Genomic DNA, 18,528 nt, shown 5'->3' on the forward strand with positions numbered 1-18,528 from the left:
TTAAAAGACGTCAGACGCGGATGTGTTTACAAATGAATCACCAATGTGGTAACACTTTGGGGATCGATTGTTACAGCACCCGTTGTTGTTTGCTTTGTGAGTTTTCGCGTTGCATCTGTTGTGTATGTTTCCATCTGCGCTTTCTTTTTATTGGTTGAAAGCCCTTGAATGTTAATGTTTCGTTTTTCTTTACTGCTGTTTATTATCACAGCAACAATTGTTTTTTGCTTCTGATCGATATACGCTGATGCGAGCAAGCTACTATCTGTGATTGAAGACGCAAGTTCTATTCGTTTCATGCCGGGTCTCACAAAGCGGCTGTAGTTGCCGAATACCCACAACATTTTGCTGTCGCAGTAGTTGCCGTCTGCTTTGTTTTTATCGATGTAAATAAGTCCGTCTTTGTAATCGTAGGGGGAAATGGCAAGCCACCATTGCCATGCTGCAGCATTCGCAACCGCGAGATCTGTGTGTATTACCCTGGCGAGGTACAATGCCGCTGTCATGCCTGTGTCGCGTTTGTTGCCGTTTATTTCTCCATGATTATCTCCCAAGATGCAGTATTCACTTTGCCAGTAAGACAAGCCGTTTATAGAATCAATTTTAGCGGCGAGTTGTTTTCTTAACTCAATAGATTTTGCAAAGGGAGATGTTGTGAAATAGCTGTGGGCGCACAATACAGGAGCAACAGATGTTAGGTTGCCAACGTACAATGGTGAAGATGCTTCCATGAAGTCGTGCACCTGGTTGCCCCGTCCCGGTTTGTCATTGTCGGCAAACAGGTAGGTGATCATTCCCGCTTCTGCCAACAATATTTTTGTTGAAAGCTTTTGTGCTGTCAACGTGTTGCCCAATACTTTTGTTAGTGCCGATACTTCTTTGTTGCTGTAAGGCGTGCCTTCCTGCCCGCCGTCGCTCCAGTCCCACTGTGGCTCATTTACGGGACTGATGTAGTCAAATGTAATGCCTGTTTTTTTGCGCAAACCTTCCAAAGATTGGCAAATGTCTTTTGCAAAATTTTGGTATTGAGTGCTGTCAAGGTTACTTATCCCTTTTTCTGCATACGCTTTTTTGTTCTTTGTAAACTGCACGTTGGGACTGTTTACAAATGCGAGAAATTTTGCAACACCTCGTTGTTTTGCGGCAGTAAGGAACCATTGCTGCCCGGCTGCGTTGTTGAAGTTGTATGTGCCGTTTGCTTCCAGGAAAGATACCGCTCTTCTCCATTCATCGCGTATGCCACTTTCATTACCTTGCTGTGCGGTTCCTGCGCCAAGGTTATTGCGCCACATGGAAAGCCCGATTCCTTTCGGGGTACCATTTGCAGCGGTATCCATGCTGAATAGCCAATCGGCTATTTCATTCTTTTTGGCAGCTGGCCAACTGCCCACAAACTGACACGACCATGCGTCCGAGGCCGCAAAGTTGTCAATGGTTTGATGCGTTTTTTTAGTATTGAAAACAAATATTATGTCACTCGTAGATTGAGCGTTGTTGTGCAAACAGCACAAGAGTAAGCCGGCCAGCAATATCGTTCTTAGCATCATTGGTTATTTTTTTAAGGTCCTGCTGACTTGCCAACAGCAGGACCTTGTTTTGTACTTGGTTAATCCGTGCTTTGATTAAATCTGTCGTTGTGTTCGATTCCTTTGTCTATTTGTTGTTGTGCTAAGTTAGTAGTGAAAACGCTGGTGCGATGGGGGACAAATAAATGAAATATAGGGGGCAAATTGCTACAAATACAGTTGTTGATTGCATTGTGGGCGCAAGATACACTGCTCGCACGGGCCGGGCTGCATATCTGCACCAATGGTCGCCATGCTGACCGCTATTGTGATGACTCAAAGCGAGCGGCTGAATAAAGAACTAAAAGTACAAGTGTGCGACGCAACAAAAGCTAAATAGTAGTTCTATCGCCGGGGACATAAAAAATACTAAAGCCCATCCATTCTAAAAAAGATGGGCTGCGGGAGACGCATTCAATGCCTCTCTACGCTTTCTTTGCCTTGGGCTTCAGCAAATTCATATCTCCGGTAAAGGCCGTCCGGTATTTTTTGATGTATTCCGATGGAACCATGCCAAACAATTTATTGAATTGCTCGCGGAAATAGCGGGAGTCAGCAATGCCAACCTGGTACGCGGCCTGGTTCACATTCATGTTGTGCTTGATCATTAAAACGGCCGCTCGTCGCAGACGGATCGAGCGAACGAAAGCGTTTAGCGACTGGCCGGAAATTAGTTTCACTTTATCATATAATGAGGAACGGCTCATGCCCATGCATTTTGCAAATTTCAGTACATTGAAATCATCGTCGTCGAGATTTTCTTCTACTACTTTTATGCATTCACGAAGAAAATCCCTGTACTCGGCGGGCACTTTAACATTAGATTCATGAAGGGTAATATTGTCAAAAAAGTATTTCTGCAGCTGGCTGCGGTTCTTCAGCATCGTTTCCACTTTGGCCAGTAATAACTGGCTGTCAAATGGCTTGGTAATGTAATCATCCGCGCCGCCTTCAATGCCTTTCAACCTGGTTTCGGGGGAAGAGGCTGCGGTTAACAGAATTACAGGGATGTGTCCGAGTGATTCCGACTGTTTAATTTTAGCGCAAAGTTCAAGGCCATCCATTCCTTCCATGTTAATGTCGCTGATTACCAAATCCGGGCGATGCTCAACTGCCATATCATAACCTGAGAGTCCGTTTTGCGCAACATACAAGCAATACTTGTCTTCGAAAATGTGACTCAGATATTCTGCGATCTCAGTGTTATCGTCTACAATGAGAATAGTTTTTTTGTCGGTGATTACCTCTTCCGCGGTTTTGCCTTTTTCAACCGGCACAGGCGGTTCTTTTTGGAAAACTGCCGGTGTTTCTACAGAGAGTTCGTCGAGCAATTGATGACTGCGATTGTTCTGCTCTAAAATGATGTGACCATTTAAATGCGCGGTTCCTTTTTTTAACGTTATGGAAAAGATTGAACCTTTTTGCAACTCACTTTTTAGTGTCACGCTACCGTGATGATTTTCAATGAAGTGTTTCACCAAAAACAAACCGATGCCAAAACCGGTCTTTTGATTATGCGAAGTAACTGCCTGCTGAAACTTGTTGAATATTCGGGAAACATCGGACTCCGCAACGCCGCAGCCGGAATCGCTGATTGTCATTTTTATTTCGTCTGCTGTTTGAGCAACGGCGAATTCAATGGAGCCTCCGTCGGGTGTAAACTTAAATGCATTTGACAACAAATTGAATAAGGCAATTTCTATCTTTTCCTGATCTGCATATAAGGGGTCAATATCGTCGTCCATTGTTAATTTGTAATCAATATTGCGGGCCTTTGCCTGCTGACAGAAACATTGGAACACATCGGTGCAAAGCTCTTTGGTGTCAAGTTTAGCAATCTTCAACACATCGGCGCCGCTGTCTGCTTTTCTAAATAATAATAGCTGATCAACGAGGCTTAGCAAGCGTCTTGAATTTCTATAGGCAACATTCACTTCATCTTTGTATGGATTTTCATCATGGTTCTCAATCACTTTTTTCAAAGGATCAATAATCAACGAAAGAGGTGTTCTGAATTCATGTGAAATGTTGGTAAAAAATGACAGCTTCTTTTCAGTGAGTTCTTTGTCTTTTTCGTTTTCAAGATGCGCCAGCTTACTTCGTACTTCAAACGTTCCTGCCTGCGTGTATGACGAATGTATGCGTAAATGAGCGTTGACACCAGTACGAGGTATGCGATGTATGCCCACCACGTTCGATACCACGGTGGCAGAACAATTATCTCCAACAGTTGCGTTTCCACGCTCCAGCTTCCATCTGCCCTCGAAGTTCTTACTTTGAAAATATATTTGCCTTCCTGCAAGCGTGAGTAATTGGCGGTTCTGCTTCCTTTTAAATAATTCCATGTTTTATCCCAGCCTTGCAAAAAATAAGCGTACTTTATTTTCTCTGCATCAGAATAATCAAGACCTACAAAGTCAAGCGAAATAGTGGCTTTGTCGAACGGAAGCGTAATTATTTTTATTGTTTCCAAGTCCCTTCCCGTGATCAGCGATTGTTCTTTTTCAATGGGCCTGTTGTCAACTTTTATACCTGTAAGAAAGATGTTCTTTTTAGGTTGCTGGTATAATATGCTATCTGGATAAAAAATATTGAAGCCCTTTATTCCCCCAAATAAAAACTCGCCGGAACTTAGCGCCAGCGCTGCATTGAAACTGAACTGGTTGCTTTGCAGACCATCTGAATGGGTGAAGTTTGTACAGGTGGCGCTTTCAGGGTCAAATTTTGCTATACCATTATAAGTGCTTAACCAGAGATAGCCCTGTTTGTCTTCGAGCATGCGTAACACAGTGTTGCTCGGCAATCCGTTAGAAGTTGTGAACTGTTTGTAAGTGCCATTCTTTCTGTCGAACAACAAAAGACCGGCATCTTGTGTGCCCAACCAGAAACGCTGCTTTTTATCTTCGTAAATGTAGCGGATCGTGTGGCCGATATTAAAGAAACGATGTTGTTTGTTTTTCTTATCAATGTTTATAAGTGAAGTATAGTTTCCTCCCCACAAATTGCCGTTGTGATCTTCTGCAATGCTTTGTAAGTTGACAATAGCGGGGTCGATATTTTCAAATTTATTTAGTGATCTGTTGAACAAATAAAGACTTCCATCATTGGAAGTACTGGCCCAAATATTTTTTTGTTCATCTTCAAATACCAGCCAGGAATTGACTTCCGGCGATTTTGTTTTACCGTTGACCAAAGAGAAATGTTCGAATGAACGACTGTTCTTTTTCAACCTGTTGACACCGCCAAACCATGTAGAGATCCATATGTCGCCAAATTCATCTTTGGTAATATTGGTAATAAAATTACTGCTGATGGATGCGTTGTTCGCGGGATCATGTTTGTAGGAAATGTAAGAATTGTTGTGCTGGTTCCAATAACGTAAGCCGGCTCCATCCGTACCAATGAAAATATTATGGTCACCATCTTCGCAAAAAGAGAGAATAAAATTTTCCGTGGGATCATTCTTTTTGTCCTCATACCAAACATGCTGAAACAATAGCGGATGCGGCTCTACGATATTCAATCCGCCGCGCATGGTTCCGATCCATTTGCGATCTTCTTTGTCGCCATAAATTGCATAAACGGCATTACTGTTAATTGGTGACGCCGCCCCATCTGTCGATCTGAAAGGCGCTGCCAGATTGGATCCCGGAGAAAGCCTGAACACTCCAGCCCCATCGCAACCTATCCAAAGTGTTTGCTGTGCGTCAATACATAGTGTAACAACTGTTCCTTTTACGGGTAAATAATTTCTTGTAAAACTGTTGTTGGCTACATTGTAATGAACCAGCTCCTTTTCAGTGCCGATCCACAGGTTACCCTGTATATCAGCCTTCATGCTATATGCCTGCAGGATGTCGCCGTTTATTTTTTGCAAACGTTGTAGCTGCAAGTCGTACAGAAACAAACCATGATCTTCAACAAATATCCATGCCCTTTTTCTAACCGCGTCGTATTCAATGGTGTGTATGTGGTAGTTGAATATCTTTCCGTTTGATGTTTCCAGCGGGATCTGAATGCCTTCGCGGATACTATTAGTGAAAACCAATAGGCCACTGCGTCTTGTACCGATCAATAGAGTGCTTCCATCAATGGATTTGATCACCGGAATTTCACCTTGTATTGGTTGTATTGAACCGTTTGACGAGCGATAACCAGGTTTGTAAAAAGTTTCAGTAACAGGATCAAAAACGTTCACGCCATTGTCCGTGCCGATCCAGGTATTGTGTTGCGCATCACCGTCGATGCTGCTGATCATATTGGTAGATAAAGAAGTACTGTCGCCGATAATATTTCTAAAAACACGGAAGGAATAACCATCAAAACGGTTCAATCCATCATAGGTGCCAACCCACATAAATCCCCGATAATCCTGGTAAATGGCTGTGACCGCATTATTGGAAAGTCCCTGTTCTATACCGAGGTAATGAACAGGAAAGTCTTTTGCATCTGCTACTAACGATACAATAGCAGCAAGAATTATAAGCAATGTTTTTCTAAGCAGCATAGCAAGCGTTTGTTAACATCAAAATATTAACTGTCAAAATAACAATTAAAAATAAGGGATTTTGGGATGATAGCGGTTTTTTGGAGTAGATTTCTGAATACAAATAAGAATTAACAATTAATAAATTAATAATTAACCGGGGCGTTCGCAATTGTAGTCGACATTGTAGAGAATGCATTAACACATCTCAGCCGCGATTACCGCATGGTATTTTCTCTTCGCGAGATCAATGGGTTTAGCGTTGAGGAAACTGCGGAGACGCTCAACATCAGCGAAGCCAACGTGAAAACCGGCTCAGTCGTACCAAAGGCATGCTTCGAAAAGAAATAGAAAAACATTACCAGCCTGGAGAAATTTTTGAATTTAACCTGGTGTATTGTGATAAGATGGAGGAGCGGGTAATGCGTGATTTACGCGGATAAAAACCTATGAATATATCTTGAGTTTTCAGGGTGTTATTGCAGACATGCGGTAATGCCCTTTTTCTTATTTTAAAACTGTCCTTTATAGAATATTATTTAGCCTTTTTCAAATCTGAAGATGCTCGGCATGACTATATTTTTGCGGCAATGATCGGGCGTCTGTGTGATGCTACGTTTAAAAAACCTCTATGAAAAGAAAATTAGTTATTGCCGTATTGCTATTCGCCTCATGTAATTATCAATCAAAAAGCAATCAGGCCGATGCGGCCTTCACTTCTCTTAGTAATCGTTCTCTTGTGACACTTGAACAGGAAATAGATAACTGTCATGCTTCCATTACAAAGTATGAAGTGCTAATTGACAAAACGCTTGCTGGCGATGTGGAGGCTATGAAAAAGTTAACTGCAACAAAAGAATCCATTGTAATAGAACTGGATGGTTTAAAAAAGAAGTATGCCAATCTAAATGCGACACAAACAGAAAAGCTTGCCGTGGTGGAAAAAAGGTTTCGGGTTGTGGATGGCAGGATAAAATAGAAGAAGTAAAAATGAGTATCTCATAAAGCAACAATTACTGGTGAAGCGATGGCGCAAAACTATTTTCGCCGAGGCAGCGGAAGTAGGCGATGTTGGCGTGTAAGGCTGTATAACGTGTGTGGGGTACCAACAACCTGCGTTTTTTTATAGGAAAAACTTTTGCGAACTTTACCTCACTTCTGTTTTTCATGATTTAAACAACTCTCCTATGGCATCAAACAAAACAACCTTTTTTGCGCCGCAACTTTTCATTCCACACGGTGTTACTGATATTTCATTTTATGCAAAAGCATTTGATGCCGTAGAACTCCGGTCATGGCGAAACGATGATGGCAGCATTCACGTTGCTGAGCTTTCCATTCACGGAGCCGTTTTTCACTTGCATGAAGAACACTCCGAAAAAGGACAATTTGAACCAACTAGAACAAAAGGCATTACGGCCATTGTAGGTTTGTTTGTTGAAGATGTTCATGAGGTGATGGACAAAGCGCTGCATGCCGGTGCCATGCCAATAACTCCAACGCAGGATTACGAGCATGGTTATCGGCAGGGAACAATACAGGATCCGTTTGGGCATCAGTGGCTAATTGAAACGCGTATATAATCTAAATTGAAAAACATGGTGCATCGTCCTATCACAGTGGTTATTGTTGGCATGCTGTTTATACTGGCCGGCTGCCTGGGAATTGCATATCATGTAAAGGATTTCTCCCAACCCGATTCCAAATTGTCGGAATTGATTTGGGTGCTAGTTATTCGCCTGCTGGGCGTAATGTGCGGCGTTCTTTTGTTTTTAAGGGTTGACTGGGCCAGGTGGCTCGCCGTTATCTGGTTACTTTACCACGTGATAATTGGCGCATTGCATTCAAAGTCTGAGATGTTTGTGCATATTGGCCTTTTGATAGTTGTGACTGTGTTGCTTTTCCTGCCTGTATCTTCCGCGTATTTTCGATATAAAAGTCAAAAGTAAAAATTCAAAAAGACGTTCACGACGGCGCACTATTTTTTACTTTTAAAATTTTCCCTTTAAAAATTTGTACTAAACGCATGAAACGAAAGAAAGCGATCATATTTGATTTAGACAATACGATTTATCCCGTTGCATCTATTGGTGTTAAACTTTTTGACGGATTGTTTCAATTAGTGGAAAAAGACAAAGGTTTTCAGGGATCTATCGAAGATGTTAAAGGCGCCATACAGCGGAAACCTTTTCAGGACGTGGCAAAAGCATTTCATTTCAGCGATGATCTTACAAAGGCCGGACTGGAGCTGCTCTCCGACATAGAATACAATGATGTGATCAAACCATTTGATGATTATTTACTGACGAGAAATATTGATTGCCTGAAATTTCTGGTGACCAAAGGATTTAAGAAGCTGCAGGAAAGCAAAATAAGGCGATTGAGTTTGCAAAATGATTTTGAAGCCTACTATATTGTTGATCCCGCGGTTTCTGATCTTTCAAAGAAAGATGTGTTCAACGATATCATGAAGAAATATAATTTAATGCCTGAAGATATTTTGGTTGTGGGGGATGATATTCATTCTGAAATACAGGCCGCGAAAGACTTAGGTATTGACGCGGTTGTCTATAATTTTAATGGTGCCAACGAACCTGCCGGCTATAACATTATTTCGCACTATGAGGAATTGAACGACTATTTGTAGATGATCGCAAGGAAGATGTGAATCTCAATTTAGATACAAATCAAGGTTAATACTTTTTGAACCTTGTAGTCAATTTTATACAACTAACGTTATTGTATGTACGAGAAATGTATCTTTGGTGTTTCAATACTACACTAACCCTATTACCCGTTATGAAATTTACCGGTCGAATTTTTCTTTACACCGTACTGTTTTTTATTGCACTTTCTTTGTATGCGAATTTCCTGCACCCTACATTGTTTTTTTTCAAACAGCCCATCAAATGGTTAAATAGCAGTGCACTTAACAGTGGTAAAAAAATATCATTCAAAAGCGGTTCAAATACTTTGTACGGCAGGTTAAAAGCTCCGGCAAATTCTTCAAAGAAACTGCCTGCAATTATTTTTAGTCCCGGTTCCGGTGGGCAATCATCCTACTCCGATTATTACTACGCTTCGTTTTTGGATACATTGTATGAACAGAATTTTGCTAAGGACAGTATGGTGTTTTTATATTTTGATAAACGTGGCGTTGGAGAATCTGAGGGCAACTGGTATTCCGCTTCATTTGAAGACAGAGCAGATGATGTAAAGGCTGCTGCCGATTATTTGCGTTCGCTTTCTTTTATTGATACAAACGAGATCATAGTCGTGGGTCATAGCCAGGGCGGCTGGATCGCGCAGATTTGCCTCTCGAAATATCCGCAAAGCTTTGCCGGCGCTATTTCTATGGCGGGACCTACTTTTGGTGTAAGGGAGCAGGTAATCAACGATTACACCAGCAATTTTAAGTGTAGGGAGAATCTATCCGAACCGGACGCGTATACCAAAGCCGCGAAACAAGTGCGGGTTGGTTTTTGGATTACCAGTCTTTTTCCTTTTCAGCAAGATTGGAAGCAACTTAGCATTATCAAGGACTTCGAACCTTCGGCTTACCTGAAGAATCTAAAGAAACCGCTGCTGTTGATGTTTTGTGAAAACGATCCATTGGTATCACCACAGAAAAGTATGGCTGCGCTTGACAAACTTTACGACAATAATGTTCCTTCAAACATTCAAACAACGATAATTAAAGGCGCAATTCATCCATTTAAATTGGCCGACAAATGTTATCACGGTTCATTCAATGATATTCCGCTATCCATGCAAGCGAAGCAAGAGATTCATGACTGGGTATATGATCATTTTTTGAGTAAAAAACCAGATTGATTTTTTTGGAGAATATTCTGCTATTGGTATTTTATTTGGCCCAGCTAAATCTTGCCTCCCTTATTAAGTCTCTTTTATTTACAAAATTTATTTTTTGGATTGTTGTTATCAGTCATGCTTTTATCAGGAAAGTTTGAAGACGCAGTTGCTTCCGCTTTTCAACATCGTACATCTTTCTCAATGTAATCGCAACACAGCAAATATCTTTCTGTTGAATTTTCTAAATATTTTATTTAGGTTTATAAAACTAACACCGTTAACGCTCCCACCCCTTTAAAAGCTCCGGCATTCTTTTCAGTAGCAACTTTTTGCCACAAATAATTTTCGTCGTCATTGCAAAAAACAAGTATTGATGAAGACATATTTACCCGTAAAATTACCGGTGAGGAAAATTTTGGTTGCCATTTTTTTATTGTTTATAAGCATTTGCAAAGCGCAGACACCGCAATCATATACAGCCATTGATGGCACGCTGTACAATCTGTACAAATGGGAAGGCAACAAGGTTATGTTGCTGTCTTCTTCCTCTACACTCGATCAAACCACAATGACAAACTGGTTGCAGAAAATGGACGAAACTTATAACTACTATGCGTTATGCACGGGTAAAGAACCCTCATTCTGGCCGCCTACCTATATTAATAACAAGAGCACTATTGCACAGGTTCCATCTACATGCGGGGCCGGCTGTGGTTACCTGGGCTTCACGGGAATAGAGATGCAGACGACCTATTTCAATAACACTTACAATTTTATTTTGGGTAACAACCAATATGATCAGGAAGTCTTTTATGAATTTGGAAGAAACTTTTGGTTCTATTCTCCACAATTGGCCTACAAGAGCAATGACCCAATCGTTACCGGATACGCGGTGTTTATGCGATTCATGTCGATGGAATACATAGGTGTGAACGGCGCCCCGTTCAACGGATCTTTACCCTTTACCGATTTTCAAACTCAAATCAAAGCGTTGCTCAATACCTACCTGAATAATACATCGTTAAACTGGAACAATACCCTTGGTGTAGGGCAAGGTGTTCCTAACAACTGGGGTGCAACGGATCTGTTTGCGTCATTTTGTTTTTATCTGAAAGAAAATTATGGTGGTCAAAACTGGGTGCAGAACGTTTGGAGATATGCGGGTCTCAGGCCCGATGCGGCTACTACGCAGGATGCTGTTGATAATTTTATCGTAGCGTCTTCCCAGGCTGCGAATTCCAATCTCTCTGATCTCTTTACCAGCTGGCGCTGGCCGGTATCGACAAAAGCAGTAAGCGAACTAAACGCTATTTTTAATCCATTGCCTGTGAAAATAGTAAGTTTTACAGGCAAATCGTTGCAATGCAATTACAATGTACTGGAATGGAAAACGGCTGATGAATCGAACAACAAAGGATGTGAAGTGCAAAGAAGCAAAGACAGAACAAGTTTTGAGAAAGTAGGTTTTGTTTTTGCGAAAAACAACAACGCCAATATTCAGCAATACAATTTTGAAGATAAGGTTGGAGTTTCAGGCAACTACTTTTACAGGCTTAAGCAGATTGACATTGACGGTAATTATGTTTATTCTGTTACTATAAAAATTGAGAGTGCTTGCGAAGGAGCTACTGTTATTAATGTTTATCCAAACCCAGTTAAACAACTGCTTCATATTGATGGCATAAGGACCAATTCAAATACAATTAAACTTGTTGGCAGCCTTGGCAATACTTTGGCAGTATGGCGAAATAAAAATGAGGCATCAATTGATTTGAGCAGATATCCTTCAGGAATATATTTCCTGATCATTAATGAAAATACGGTCTTCCGGGTGTTGAAGGAGTGAGATCAACAGCATGCGCGAGTCTGATGTTATCTTATAAGCATCATAAAGTCCGCGAAACATACTGTTTGCGGACTTTATGATTTGTGCTCTGTGTATTATGGAATTTACAATTACAATACTTTGAATACATGTGCCTGCATCATTCTAATTGGTTTTCTTAATATATCCATATAGTCCATCCTTTTCGTCGTCAGGACCTGCAGTGAAATAAAGCGCATTCGGATCAACACCATTTGTAGATGTGGAAGGTGGAAAAGCAATGGCCCACAGACCTTCAATCACAATGGCTTTATTATGTGTTTGAAGCGCCTTTAGAAATACGCCCGCCATGTTGTATGCGTTGATACGGCCATCGCCAAAGTTGCCGACCAATATGATCTGGGTGTTCTTCATGTTTTTGTCCATGTCATTACCGTTGTTGTCATTTTTCATGTCCTTCATGTCTTCAAAAAATGCTTCAGGTGCCAATGCAATTCCCCATGGCGCATTTAGTTCGCCCCTTGAAATAAAGCGTGCCACAAACGAACCATCGGTGGCGAAAATATCTACGAAGCCTTTACCTGCACCATGTAGTTCATCATCCGGAGATGTAGGATCCTGCGCTGCATACATAACGAACAGCCATTTGTCAATTGCCTGGATATTGAAAGGAGAATATCCTGAAGGTAACGCGGGGTCTTTGAAGGCCATCGATACTTTGCCCCAAACGCTGTCGTACACTTCAATCATTGCCTTCCTGAAGTTAGCAGCATAAATGTAATTCTTGCCGTTGCTGGCGCCTATAGCGAGGCCGGTATAAGAAGCAGAGGCTGAATTGTTCATAACCCGTTCAGCTTTATTACCGCCGTTCCATCCTGAAATAACTCCGTCCGTACCCACAAAAATGAATCTTGCAGGATTCTTGTTGGTGAGTTTAAAACCTGTGGTTCCGTTGAAAATAATTCCTGAAGGCGCACCACCCATGGTGTCTGTAGGTGAAGGAATCAACACAGGTGGTCTTGCATCGGCGCCGGCAGCAGTTAATACATAGCTAAGGCCGGTGGCTTCTGTGTTTACCCAGGGTACACCGGAAGTTGCAAACGCCAGCCCCCATGCGTTTTGAAATTTGGGGGCAACTCTTGCCGCATTGTACTCGTTGTTATTCGCAACAAGGTTTGTTTGTCCAAAATCTTTCAGATCATTCTTCGCGGTAATAAACTCATTTTTTTTACAGCCAGTTAGTAGGAATAAGGTAACAAAAGCAAGCGGAAACAGTCCTTTTAAAAAAAATAGACTGTGAAAGTAAGATGTCTGTTTCATACAAGGTGTGTTTAATTGATGAAAAAAATCCTCAGAGGTATCGGAAGAGGCCTGCATTAGGAATTGGTGTGTAAGTCGGTATTTCAGGGAAATGATGTGGTGGGGAATTGTACTTAAAATCACATAAAACACGAGGCCTATAAAGGTAAATAATAAGGATAGAAAAAGCAATGCTTGAAACGGCTTGAATTGTCAAACGAGCATGTTCGCGTAGACAGCAGAGTTACTTTTCTTATGCAAATAATAGACATTGTCTGTTTCCTTGATTTGCAGCTCATCTTTATCGGGAACAAATTCAAAGAAAGTACCTGTTTTTAAATTCATGAAATAAGTTGTGCCCATAGGTTCTGCTTCCATTGTTTTTCCGGCGGCATCGAAAATTATTCTGTTGTTGACTTTTTTGCAAACCACTTTAAATGGCAGATCGTTTGAAGAATAAGTGCCAGTGTATTTATCTAGGTCGCTGTTTTGTAAAGCAACTGCTTTTGAAAATGGCACTGTGTAATCATCATTAAAGCAGATTTTTCGTCGGGATAATACCATACCCATGAGTAGAATTCTTCTACCTGCAAGTGAGCCTAACCCCTGCCAAGTTCTTATGTGGGTGTTTATAAAATTTTTCCTATCTTAATAGAAACGAAGCCTGAACCTAAGTAACTAAAATTCGTTTGCTATCATTCAATAAGATGAACCTTATCACCTTCATTGATACAGAAATTGATCCAAGCAGCTTGCAGATTCTTGATATTGGCGGTATCAAAGATGATGGAAGTACTTATCATAGTGCCTCGCTTGGGGAGTTTTCCCGGTTTATTAAGGGAACCTGGTTTATTTGTGGACACAATATTTTTAACCATGACTTAAAGTATATCCGGCATGTTGTTGATCAAGCAGATGTGGATTCTAAAAATATCATTGACACTTTGCAACTGTCTCCCCTTTTGTTTCCAACCACACCATATCATTCCTTACTTAAAGACGACAAATTACAAACTGACGAATTAAACAATCCTTTAAACGATTCGATAAAAGCAAGGGATTTGTTCTATGATGAAGTGGCACAGTTCCGGCACCTCGATGAAGTACTCAAAGTTATTCTTTATTCATTATTAGGTAATCAAAAGGAGTTTCAGGCATTTTTTCGCTTTGTCGGGTACAATGCTGAGGCGGTCGATGTCGAGCCTCTTATTCGTCAAAAATTTGCGGAAAGAATTTGCGAAGATGTTGGTCTTACAAAGCTGATTTCTGAGCATCCCGTCGAGTTGTCTTATTGTTTGGTACTGATAAATGCGAATAGTCGCTACTCAATAACTCCTCCATGGGTGCTAATGAATTATCCTGAAGTCGAGCGCATCATGTACAAATTGCGAAACAACCCTTGTATTAAAGGCTGCAGATATTGCAGCAACGCGCTGGATATACACAAAGGGTTAAAGCGTTTTTTTGGCTACAACAGTTTTAGAAAATATGGAGATGAGCCATTGCAGGAGCTCGCGGTTAAAGCCGCTATTGACAATAAGTCACTTTTAGCAGTGTTCCCGACCGGCGGTGGCAAATCCATTACTTTCCAGGTGCCGGCTTTGATCAGCGGTGAAAGCGTTAAAGGTTTGACGGTTGTGATTTCGCCTCTGCAATCGTTGATGAAGGATCAGGTTGATAATCTGGAAAAACTAAGTATTACAGAGGCTGTAACTATTAATGGCATGCTTGATCCCATTGAGAGAGCCAAAAGTCTCGAAAGGGTTGAAAATGGTTTAGCAAGTCTTCTTTATATATCTCCTGAATCTTTGCGTTCACGCACAATCGAACGGCTTTTACTGGGCAGAAAGATCGTCCGTTTTGTAATAGACGAAGCGCACTGCTTTTCTGCGTGGGGGCAGGATTTCAGAGTAGATTATTTATACATTGGTGATTTTATCAGATTGATACAGGAAAAGAAAAATATGGAAGAGACGATTCCTGTGTCTTGTTTTACAGCCACCGCAAAACAAAAGGTAATTGAAGATATCCAGAATTATTTTTACGAAAAACTTTCCATCAAAATGGAACTGTTTTCTTCAAAAGCAACAAGGACAAATCTTCAATACCGTGTTTTTCAAAAAGGAGATAAAGAAGAAAAATATCAGGCCATAAGAGATTTGATAACGCAGAAAGATTGTCCGGTTATCATTTATACTTCAAGAACCAATAGTGCATACAAGCTCGCGGAAAGGTTGTCAAAAGACGGTTTCAATGCAAAGCCATATCATGGAAAGATGGACATTAAAGAGAAGATGGCAAATCAGAATGCATTTACTTCCGGAGAAATTCAAATTATGGTTGCGACGTCCGCATTTGGCATGGGGGTAGATAAGAAAGACGTAGGGTTGGTGATTCATTACGAAATTTCTGACTCACTTGAAAATTACATCCAGGAGGCTGGCAGAGCTGGGCGTGACGAAAATATTGTAGCTGATTGCTTCATTTTGTTTAATGAAGATGATCTGAGCAAGCACTTTATCATGCTGAATCAAACCAAATTGTCCATCAAAGAAGTCCAACAGATCTGGAAAGCCATTAAAGACATCACAAAGTTCCGCTCCACAGTTTCTCATTCCGCATTGGAGATTGCAAGAAAAGCTGGGTGGGATGATAATGTTGTTGAAATAGAAACAAGAGTAAAAACAGCGATCAATGCCCTGGAAGATGCTGGCTATGTAAAACGAAAACAGAATATGCCAAGGGTATATGCCAACAGTATTTTGACAAAAAACGCGCAGGAGGCAATTGATAAGATAAATACATCAGTTCTGTTTTCTGAAATGCAAAAGGAACAAGCTGCTCGGATTATTAAGAAACTCGTTTCCAGTAAAAACAAGAAACGGGCAGGCGACGATTCTGCTGAATCCAGAGTGGATTATATCAGCGATCATTTGGGTGTTGCAAGGGAAGAAGTCATCAATATTATTAACCTTCTCAGAGAAGAAAAAATTTTGGCTGATACTCAGGATTTAATGGCTTTTATAAAGAAGGGAGGAAATAAAAACCGCTCTCTCGGTATTGTTGAAGCATTTAGCAAAATTGAGAACTTTCTGCTGTCGGCTTTCGGAGAACTGGAAAAAAACTTTCACATCAAAGAGCTGAACGAAGAAGCCGAAGAGAAAGGCTGTGATGATGTAACGCCTAACCGGATAAGAACAATCATTAATTTTTGGGTGATCAAAAATTGGATCAAACGACAAAACCTGGCGTATTCTAAAAATCATTTTGCTGTGTTTTGCCTTGAAACCAAAGAAGCACTCAAAAAGAAATTGGAAAAACGACATGCCCTGGCAAAGTTTGTTGTTTCACTTTTGTATGAAAAAAGTGAAGCTACTTCGATAAATGATGAACAAAATAAAGAAGAGGTATTGGTCGAATTTTCTGTTCATGAGTTGAAGCAAGCTTATGAAAACAGCGCAGATCTGTTTAAATTGAATATTACGATTGAGGATATTGAGGACACTTTATTTTATCTGTCAAGGATAGAAGCAATAAAAATAGAAGGAGGCTTCCTGGTTTTATACAACCGCCTAACTATTGAACGGATTGAACAGGATAATAGAAAAAAATACAAGGTTGAAGATTATGAAAAGCTAAATCAGTACTATGAAAACAAGGTACAGCAGATTCATATTGTGGGTGAATATGCGAAGAAAATGATTGACGATTATAAAGATTCCCTCCAATTTGTCGATGATTATTTCCGACTGACTTACTCTTCTTTTTTAAACAAATATTTCAAAGGCAGTCGGCAAGATGAAATCAAACGAATGGTGACGCCTGCAAAGTTCAGGCAGCTTTTTGGCGACCTCTCGCCTGCCCAACTTAAAATTATAAAAGACAGTGAGTCCAAAAACATCGTTGTTGCGGCAGGCCCAGGCAGTGGAAAAACAAGGGTGCTGGTTCATAAATTGGCTTCGTTGCTTTTAATGGAAGATGTAAAAACAGAGCAACTATTGATGCTTACTTTTTCGAGGGCAGCGGCTACTGAATTTAAAAAACGACTGATTGCGCTCATTGATAACACCGCCAGTTTCGTTGAAATAAAAACGTTTCACGCTTATTGTTTTGACTTGCTGGGTAGAGTTGGAACTCTTGAAAAGGCAGACAGTATTCTGAAAGAAACGATCCGAAAAATAGAGAACAAAGAAGTTGAAGCTAGCCGTATCACAAAAACTGTACTTGTGATAGATGAAGCTCAGGATATGAATGCAGACGAATACAAATTGATAAATGCGTTGATGGAGCAGAACGAAGATATGAGGGTAATTGCCGTTGGAGATGATGATCAAAACATTTTTGAATTTAGAGGAGCAAATTCAAAATATCTTGAAAATTTTATTTCAAACAACAATGCTACCAAATATGAATTGGTAGAAAATTATCGAAGTAAAAGTAACCTTGTTGATTTTACCAATCAGTTTGTTAAAACGATTTCACATCGCATGAAACAAACGCCGATAGTCGCGATGCAACAGGACACAGGATCCTTAAAATTAGTGCGATATCACAGTGATCACCTTATTTCTCCAGTTGTTCATAGTGTCTGCAGTTCTATGCTGACAGGAACGACTTGTATTCTTACAAGCACAAATGATGAAGCCGCACAGATTGTGGGACTGCTTCGAACAAATGGCACTCCTGCAAAGCTGATCCAAGCAAATGATAAGTTTAACTTGTACGATCTGTTAGAAATCAGGTTCTTTCTTAATGAATTGAATTTGGAAGACGACGTCTGCATTATTAGTGAAGACAGTTGGGCGCATGCTAAGCGCCAACTGGTTGACAAATTTGGCAGAAGTTCGAAGTTGGAGGTTTGCAAAAATCTAATCAGAGATTTTCAAGAGATTAATCAAAAAAAGAAATATAAATCTGACCTTGAAATTTTTATTCGAGAATCAAAGATCGAAGATTTTTTCAGGGGTAATGGTAATGCCATCTTGGTCTCAACGATCCACAAAAGCAAAGGAAAAGAGTTTGACAATGTATTCCTGATCCTTGATAATTTTTTTCTCGCAACAGAAGAAGCTAAGCGGCAATTGTATGTAGCAATGACCAGGGCAAAACAACACCTTGCAATTCATGTGAATACAAATTTTCTTGATAGCATTACAACAGAAAATCTAGAACGGTTAACGGACGATCGCACTTTTATGGCGCCAAACAGGTTGAGCATGCATTTGACGCATTCGGATGTATGGCTCGACTATTTTATCTATAAGCAGGATTTAATAGATCAATTAGTGAGCGGAGATCGGCTCATTGTAAATGGACAGGAATGCTTTACGTCCAACGGAAAATCCGTTTTGAAATTCTCGAAATCTTTTCAAGAGAAAATTGAGTCAAGAAAAGCTCAGAATTTTATAGTAACGGGCGCCTGCGTAAATTTTGTGCTTTATTGGAAGAAAGAAGAAACAGGTCAGGAAATTAAAATATTTCTTCCTGAGGTTTATTTTGAAAAGAATAGTCAGATATAAAGTCTGTTTTCAGACAAATAG

Annotated in this window: 14 protein-coding genes; 8 read left to right on the plus strand and 6 right to left on the minus strand. The window is 40.4% G+C overall.

All coding sequences use genetic code 11. From position 1 onward, the window contains the following. Positions 1 to 26: 26 nt before the first annotated feature. The 3 genes from QJ048_RS12490 to QJ048_RS12500 form a co-directional block, all read right to left on the minus strand. Positions 27 to 1,547: a glycoside hydrolase gene (locus QJ048_RS12490; RefSeq protein WP_282334694.1), complete on the minus strand. Its 1,521-nt coding sequence runs from the start codon at positions 1,545 to 1,547 to the stop codon at positions 27 to 29. 443 nt (positions 1,548 to 1,990) lie between these two features. Next, entirely contained in the window at positions 1,991 to 3,562 is a 1,572-nt protein-coding gene (locus QJ048_RS12495) for a hybrid sensor histidine kinase/response regulator transcription factor (RefSeq protein WP_282334695.1), read from the minus strand. Then, complete coding sequence (locus QJ048_RS12500; RefSeq protein WP_282334696.1) at positions 3,559 to 6,072, minus strand: ligand-binding sensor domain-containing protein; 2,514 nt, start codon at positions 6,070 to 6,072, stop codon at positions 3,559 to 3,561. The genes QJ048_RS12495 and QJ048_RS12500 overlap by 4 nt, the downstream gene beginning before the upstream one ends. A 204-nt stretch (positions 6,073 to 6,276) precedes the next feature. On the opposite strand from QJ048_RS12500, the gene QJ048_RS12505 reads away from it, so the two are divergent. Further along, positions 6,277 to 6,402 carry a sigma factor-like helix-turn-helix DNA-binding protein gene (locus QJ048_RS12505; protein WP_282334697.1) on the plus strand — a complete coding sequence of 42 codons (126 nt, stop codon included), beginning with the start codon at positions 6,277 to 6,279 and terminating at the stop codon, positions 6,400 to 6,402. A 280-nt stretch (positions 6,403 to 6,682) separates the two neighbouring features. After that, a complete protein-coding gene (locus QJ048_RS12510) occupies positions 6,683 to 7,030 on the plus strand; it encodes a hypothetical protein (RefSeq protein ID WP_282334698.1) in 348 nt (115 codons plus the stop codon). A gap of 34 nt (positions 7,031 to 7,064) precedes the next feature. Here the strand turns inward: QJ048_RS12510 and QJ048_RS12515 are convergent, their stop codons facing one another. Next, positions 7,065 to 7,220, minus strand: coding sequence for a hypothetical protein (locus QJ048_RS12515; protein WP_282334699.1), 156 nt, complete (start codon positions 7,218 to 7,220; stop codon positions 7,065 to 7,067). A gap of 18 nt (positions 7,221 to 7,238) precedes the next feature. Here QJ048_RS12515 and QJ048_RS12520 point away from each other — a divergent pair, with 18 nt between their 5' ends. The 5 genes from QJ048_RS12520 (at position 7,239) to QJ048_RS12540 (ending at position 11,710) form a co-directional block, all read left to right on the plus strand. Continuing rightward, the gene (locus QJ048_RS12520; RefSeq protein WP_282334700.1) at positions 7,239 to 7,634 is read left to right on the plus strand and encodes a VOC family protein; all 396 of its coding nucleotides are present in this window, start codon (positions 7,239 to 7,241) and stop codon (positions 7,632 to 7,634) included. A 15-nt stretch (positions 7,635 to 7,649) separates the two neighbouring features. Next, positions 7,650 to 8,000 carry a hypothetical protein gene (locus QJ048_RS12525; RefSeq protein ID WP_282334701.1) on the plus strand — a complete coding sequence of 117 codons (351 nt, stop codon included), beginning with the start codon at positions 7,650 to 7,652 and terminating at the stop codon, positions 7,998 to 8,000. 77 nt (positions 8,001 to 8,077) lie between these two features. Then, positions 8,078 to 8,698 (plus strand): HAD family hydrolase, encoded by a 621-nt coding sequence (locus QJ048_RS12530; protein WP_282334702.1) that lies wholly within the window; start codon positions 8,078 to 8,080, stop codon positions 8,696 to 8,698. A gap of 152 nt (positions 8,699 to 8,850) precedes the next feature. Further along, positions 8,851 to 9,885 carry an alpha/beta hydrolase family protein gene (locus QJ048_RS12535; protein ID WP_282334703.1) on the plus strand — a complete coding sequence of 345 codons (1,035 nt, stop codon included), beginning with the start codon at positions 8,851 to 8,853 and terminating at the stop codon, positions 9,883 to 9,885. A gap of 352 nt (positions 9,886 to 10,237) precedes the next feature. Next, the gene (locus tag QJ048_RS12540) at positions 10,238 to 11,710 is read left to right on the plus strand and encodes a T9SS type A sorting domain-containing protein (protein ID WP_282334704.1); all 1,473 of its coding nucleotides are present in this window, start codon (positions 10,238 to 10,240) and stop codon (positions 11,708 to 11,710) included. A 144-nt stretch (positions 11,711 to 11,854) separates the two neighbouring features. Here the strand turns inward: QJ048_RS12540 and QJ048_RS12545 are convergent, their stop codons facing one another. Both QJ048_RS12545 and QJ048_RS12550 read right to left on the minus strand, forming a co-directional pair. Continuing rightward, positions 11,855 to 13,009 carry a TIGR03118 family protein gene (locus tag QJ048_RS12545; protein ID WP_282334705.1) on the minus strand — a complete coding sequence of 385 codons (1,155 nt, stop codon included), beginning with the start codon at positions 13,007 to 13,009 and terminating at the stop codon, positions 11,855 to 11,857. Positions 13,010 to 13,201: 192 nt separating this feature from the next. Beyond that, entirely contained in the window at positions 13,202 to 13,558 is a 357-nt protein-coding gene (locus tag QJ048_RS12550; RefSeq protein WP_282334706.1) for a hypothetical protein, read from the minus strand. Positions 13,559 to 13,695: 137 nt separating this feature from the next. On the opposite strand from QJ048_RS12550, the gene QJ048_RS12555 reads away from it, so the two are divergent. Then, on the plus strand, positions 13,696 to 18,507 hold the full coding sequence (locus tag QJ048_RS12555) for a RecQ family ATP-dependent DNA helicase (RefSeq protein ID WP_282334707.1): 4,812 nt from the start codon (positions 13,696 to 13,698) through the stop codon (positions 18,505 to 18,507). Positions 18,508 to 18,528: the final 21 nt, after the last annotated feature.

Source organism: Pinibacter soli (assembly GCF_029961145.1).
GTDB classification, from domain to species: Bacteria; Bacteroidota; Bacteroidia; order Chitinophagales; family Chitinophagaceae; genus Pinibacter; species Pinibacter soli.

Excerpts from the sequence above, each read along its gene's own strand:
- QJ048_RS12490 (WP_282334694.1), bottom strand. The coding sequence starts at position 1,547 with ATGATGCTAAGAACGATATTGCTGGCCGGCTTACTCTTGTGCTGTTTG.
- QJ048_RS12500 (WP_282334696.1), bottom strand. The coding sequence starts at position 6,072 with ATGCTGCTTAGAAAAACATTGCTTATAATTCTTGCTGCTATTGTATCG.
- QJ048_RS12505 (WP_282334697.1), top strand. The coding sequence starts at position 6,277 with ATGGTATTTTCTCTTCGCGAGATCAATGGGTTTAGCGTTGAGGAAACT.
- QJ048_RS12510 (WP_282334698.1), top strand. The coding sequence starts at position 6,683 with ATGAAAAGAAAATTAGTTATTGCCGTATTGCTATTCGCCTCATGTAAT.
- QJ048_RS12515 (WP_282334699.1), bottom strand. The coding sequence starts at position 7,220 with ATGAAAAACAGAAGTGAGGTAAAGTTCGCAAAAGTTTTTCCTATAAAA.
- QJ048_RS12520 (WP_282334700.1), top strand. The coding sequence starts at position 7,239 with ATGGCATCAAACAAAACAACCTTTTTTGCGCCGCAACTTTTCATTCCA.
- QJ048_RS12525 (WP_282334701.1), top strand. The coding sequence starts at position 7,650 with ATGGTGCATCGTCCTATCACAGTGGTTATTGTTGGCATGCTGTTTATA.
- QJ048_RS12530 (WP_282334702.1), top strand. The coding sequence starts at position 8,078 with ATGAAACGAAAGAAAGCGATCATATTTGATTTAGACAATACGATTTAT.
- QJ048_RS12535 (WP_282334703.1), top strand. The coding sequence starts at position 8,851 with ATGAAATTTACCGGTCGAATTTTTCTTTACACCGTACTGTTTTTTATT.
- QJ048_RS12540 (WP_282334704.1), top strand. The coding sequence starts at position 10,238 with ATGAAGACATATTTACCCGTAAAATTACCGGTGAGGAAAATTTTGGTT.
- QJ048_RS12545 (WP_282334705.1), bottom strand. The coding sequence starts at position 13,009 with ATGAAACAGACATCTTACTTTCACAGTCTATTTTTTTTAAAAGGACTG.
- QJ048_RS12550 (WP_282334706.1), bottom strand. The coding sequence starts at position 13,558 with ATGGGTATGGTATTATCCCGACGAAAAATCTGCTTTAATGATGATTAC.
- QJ048_RS12555 (WP_282334707.1), top strand. The coding sequence starts at position 13,696 with ATGAACCTTATCACCTTCATTGATACAGAAATTGATCCAAGCAGCTTG.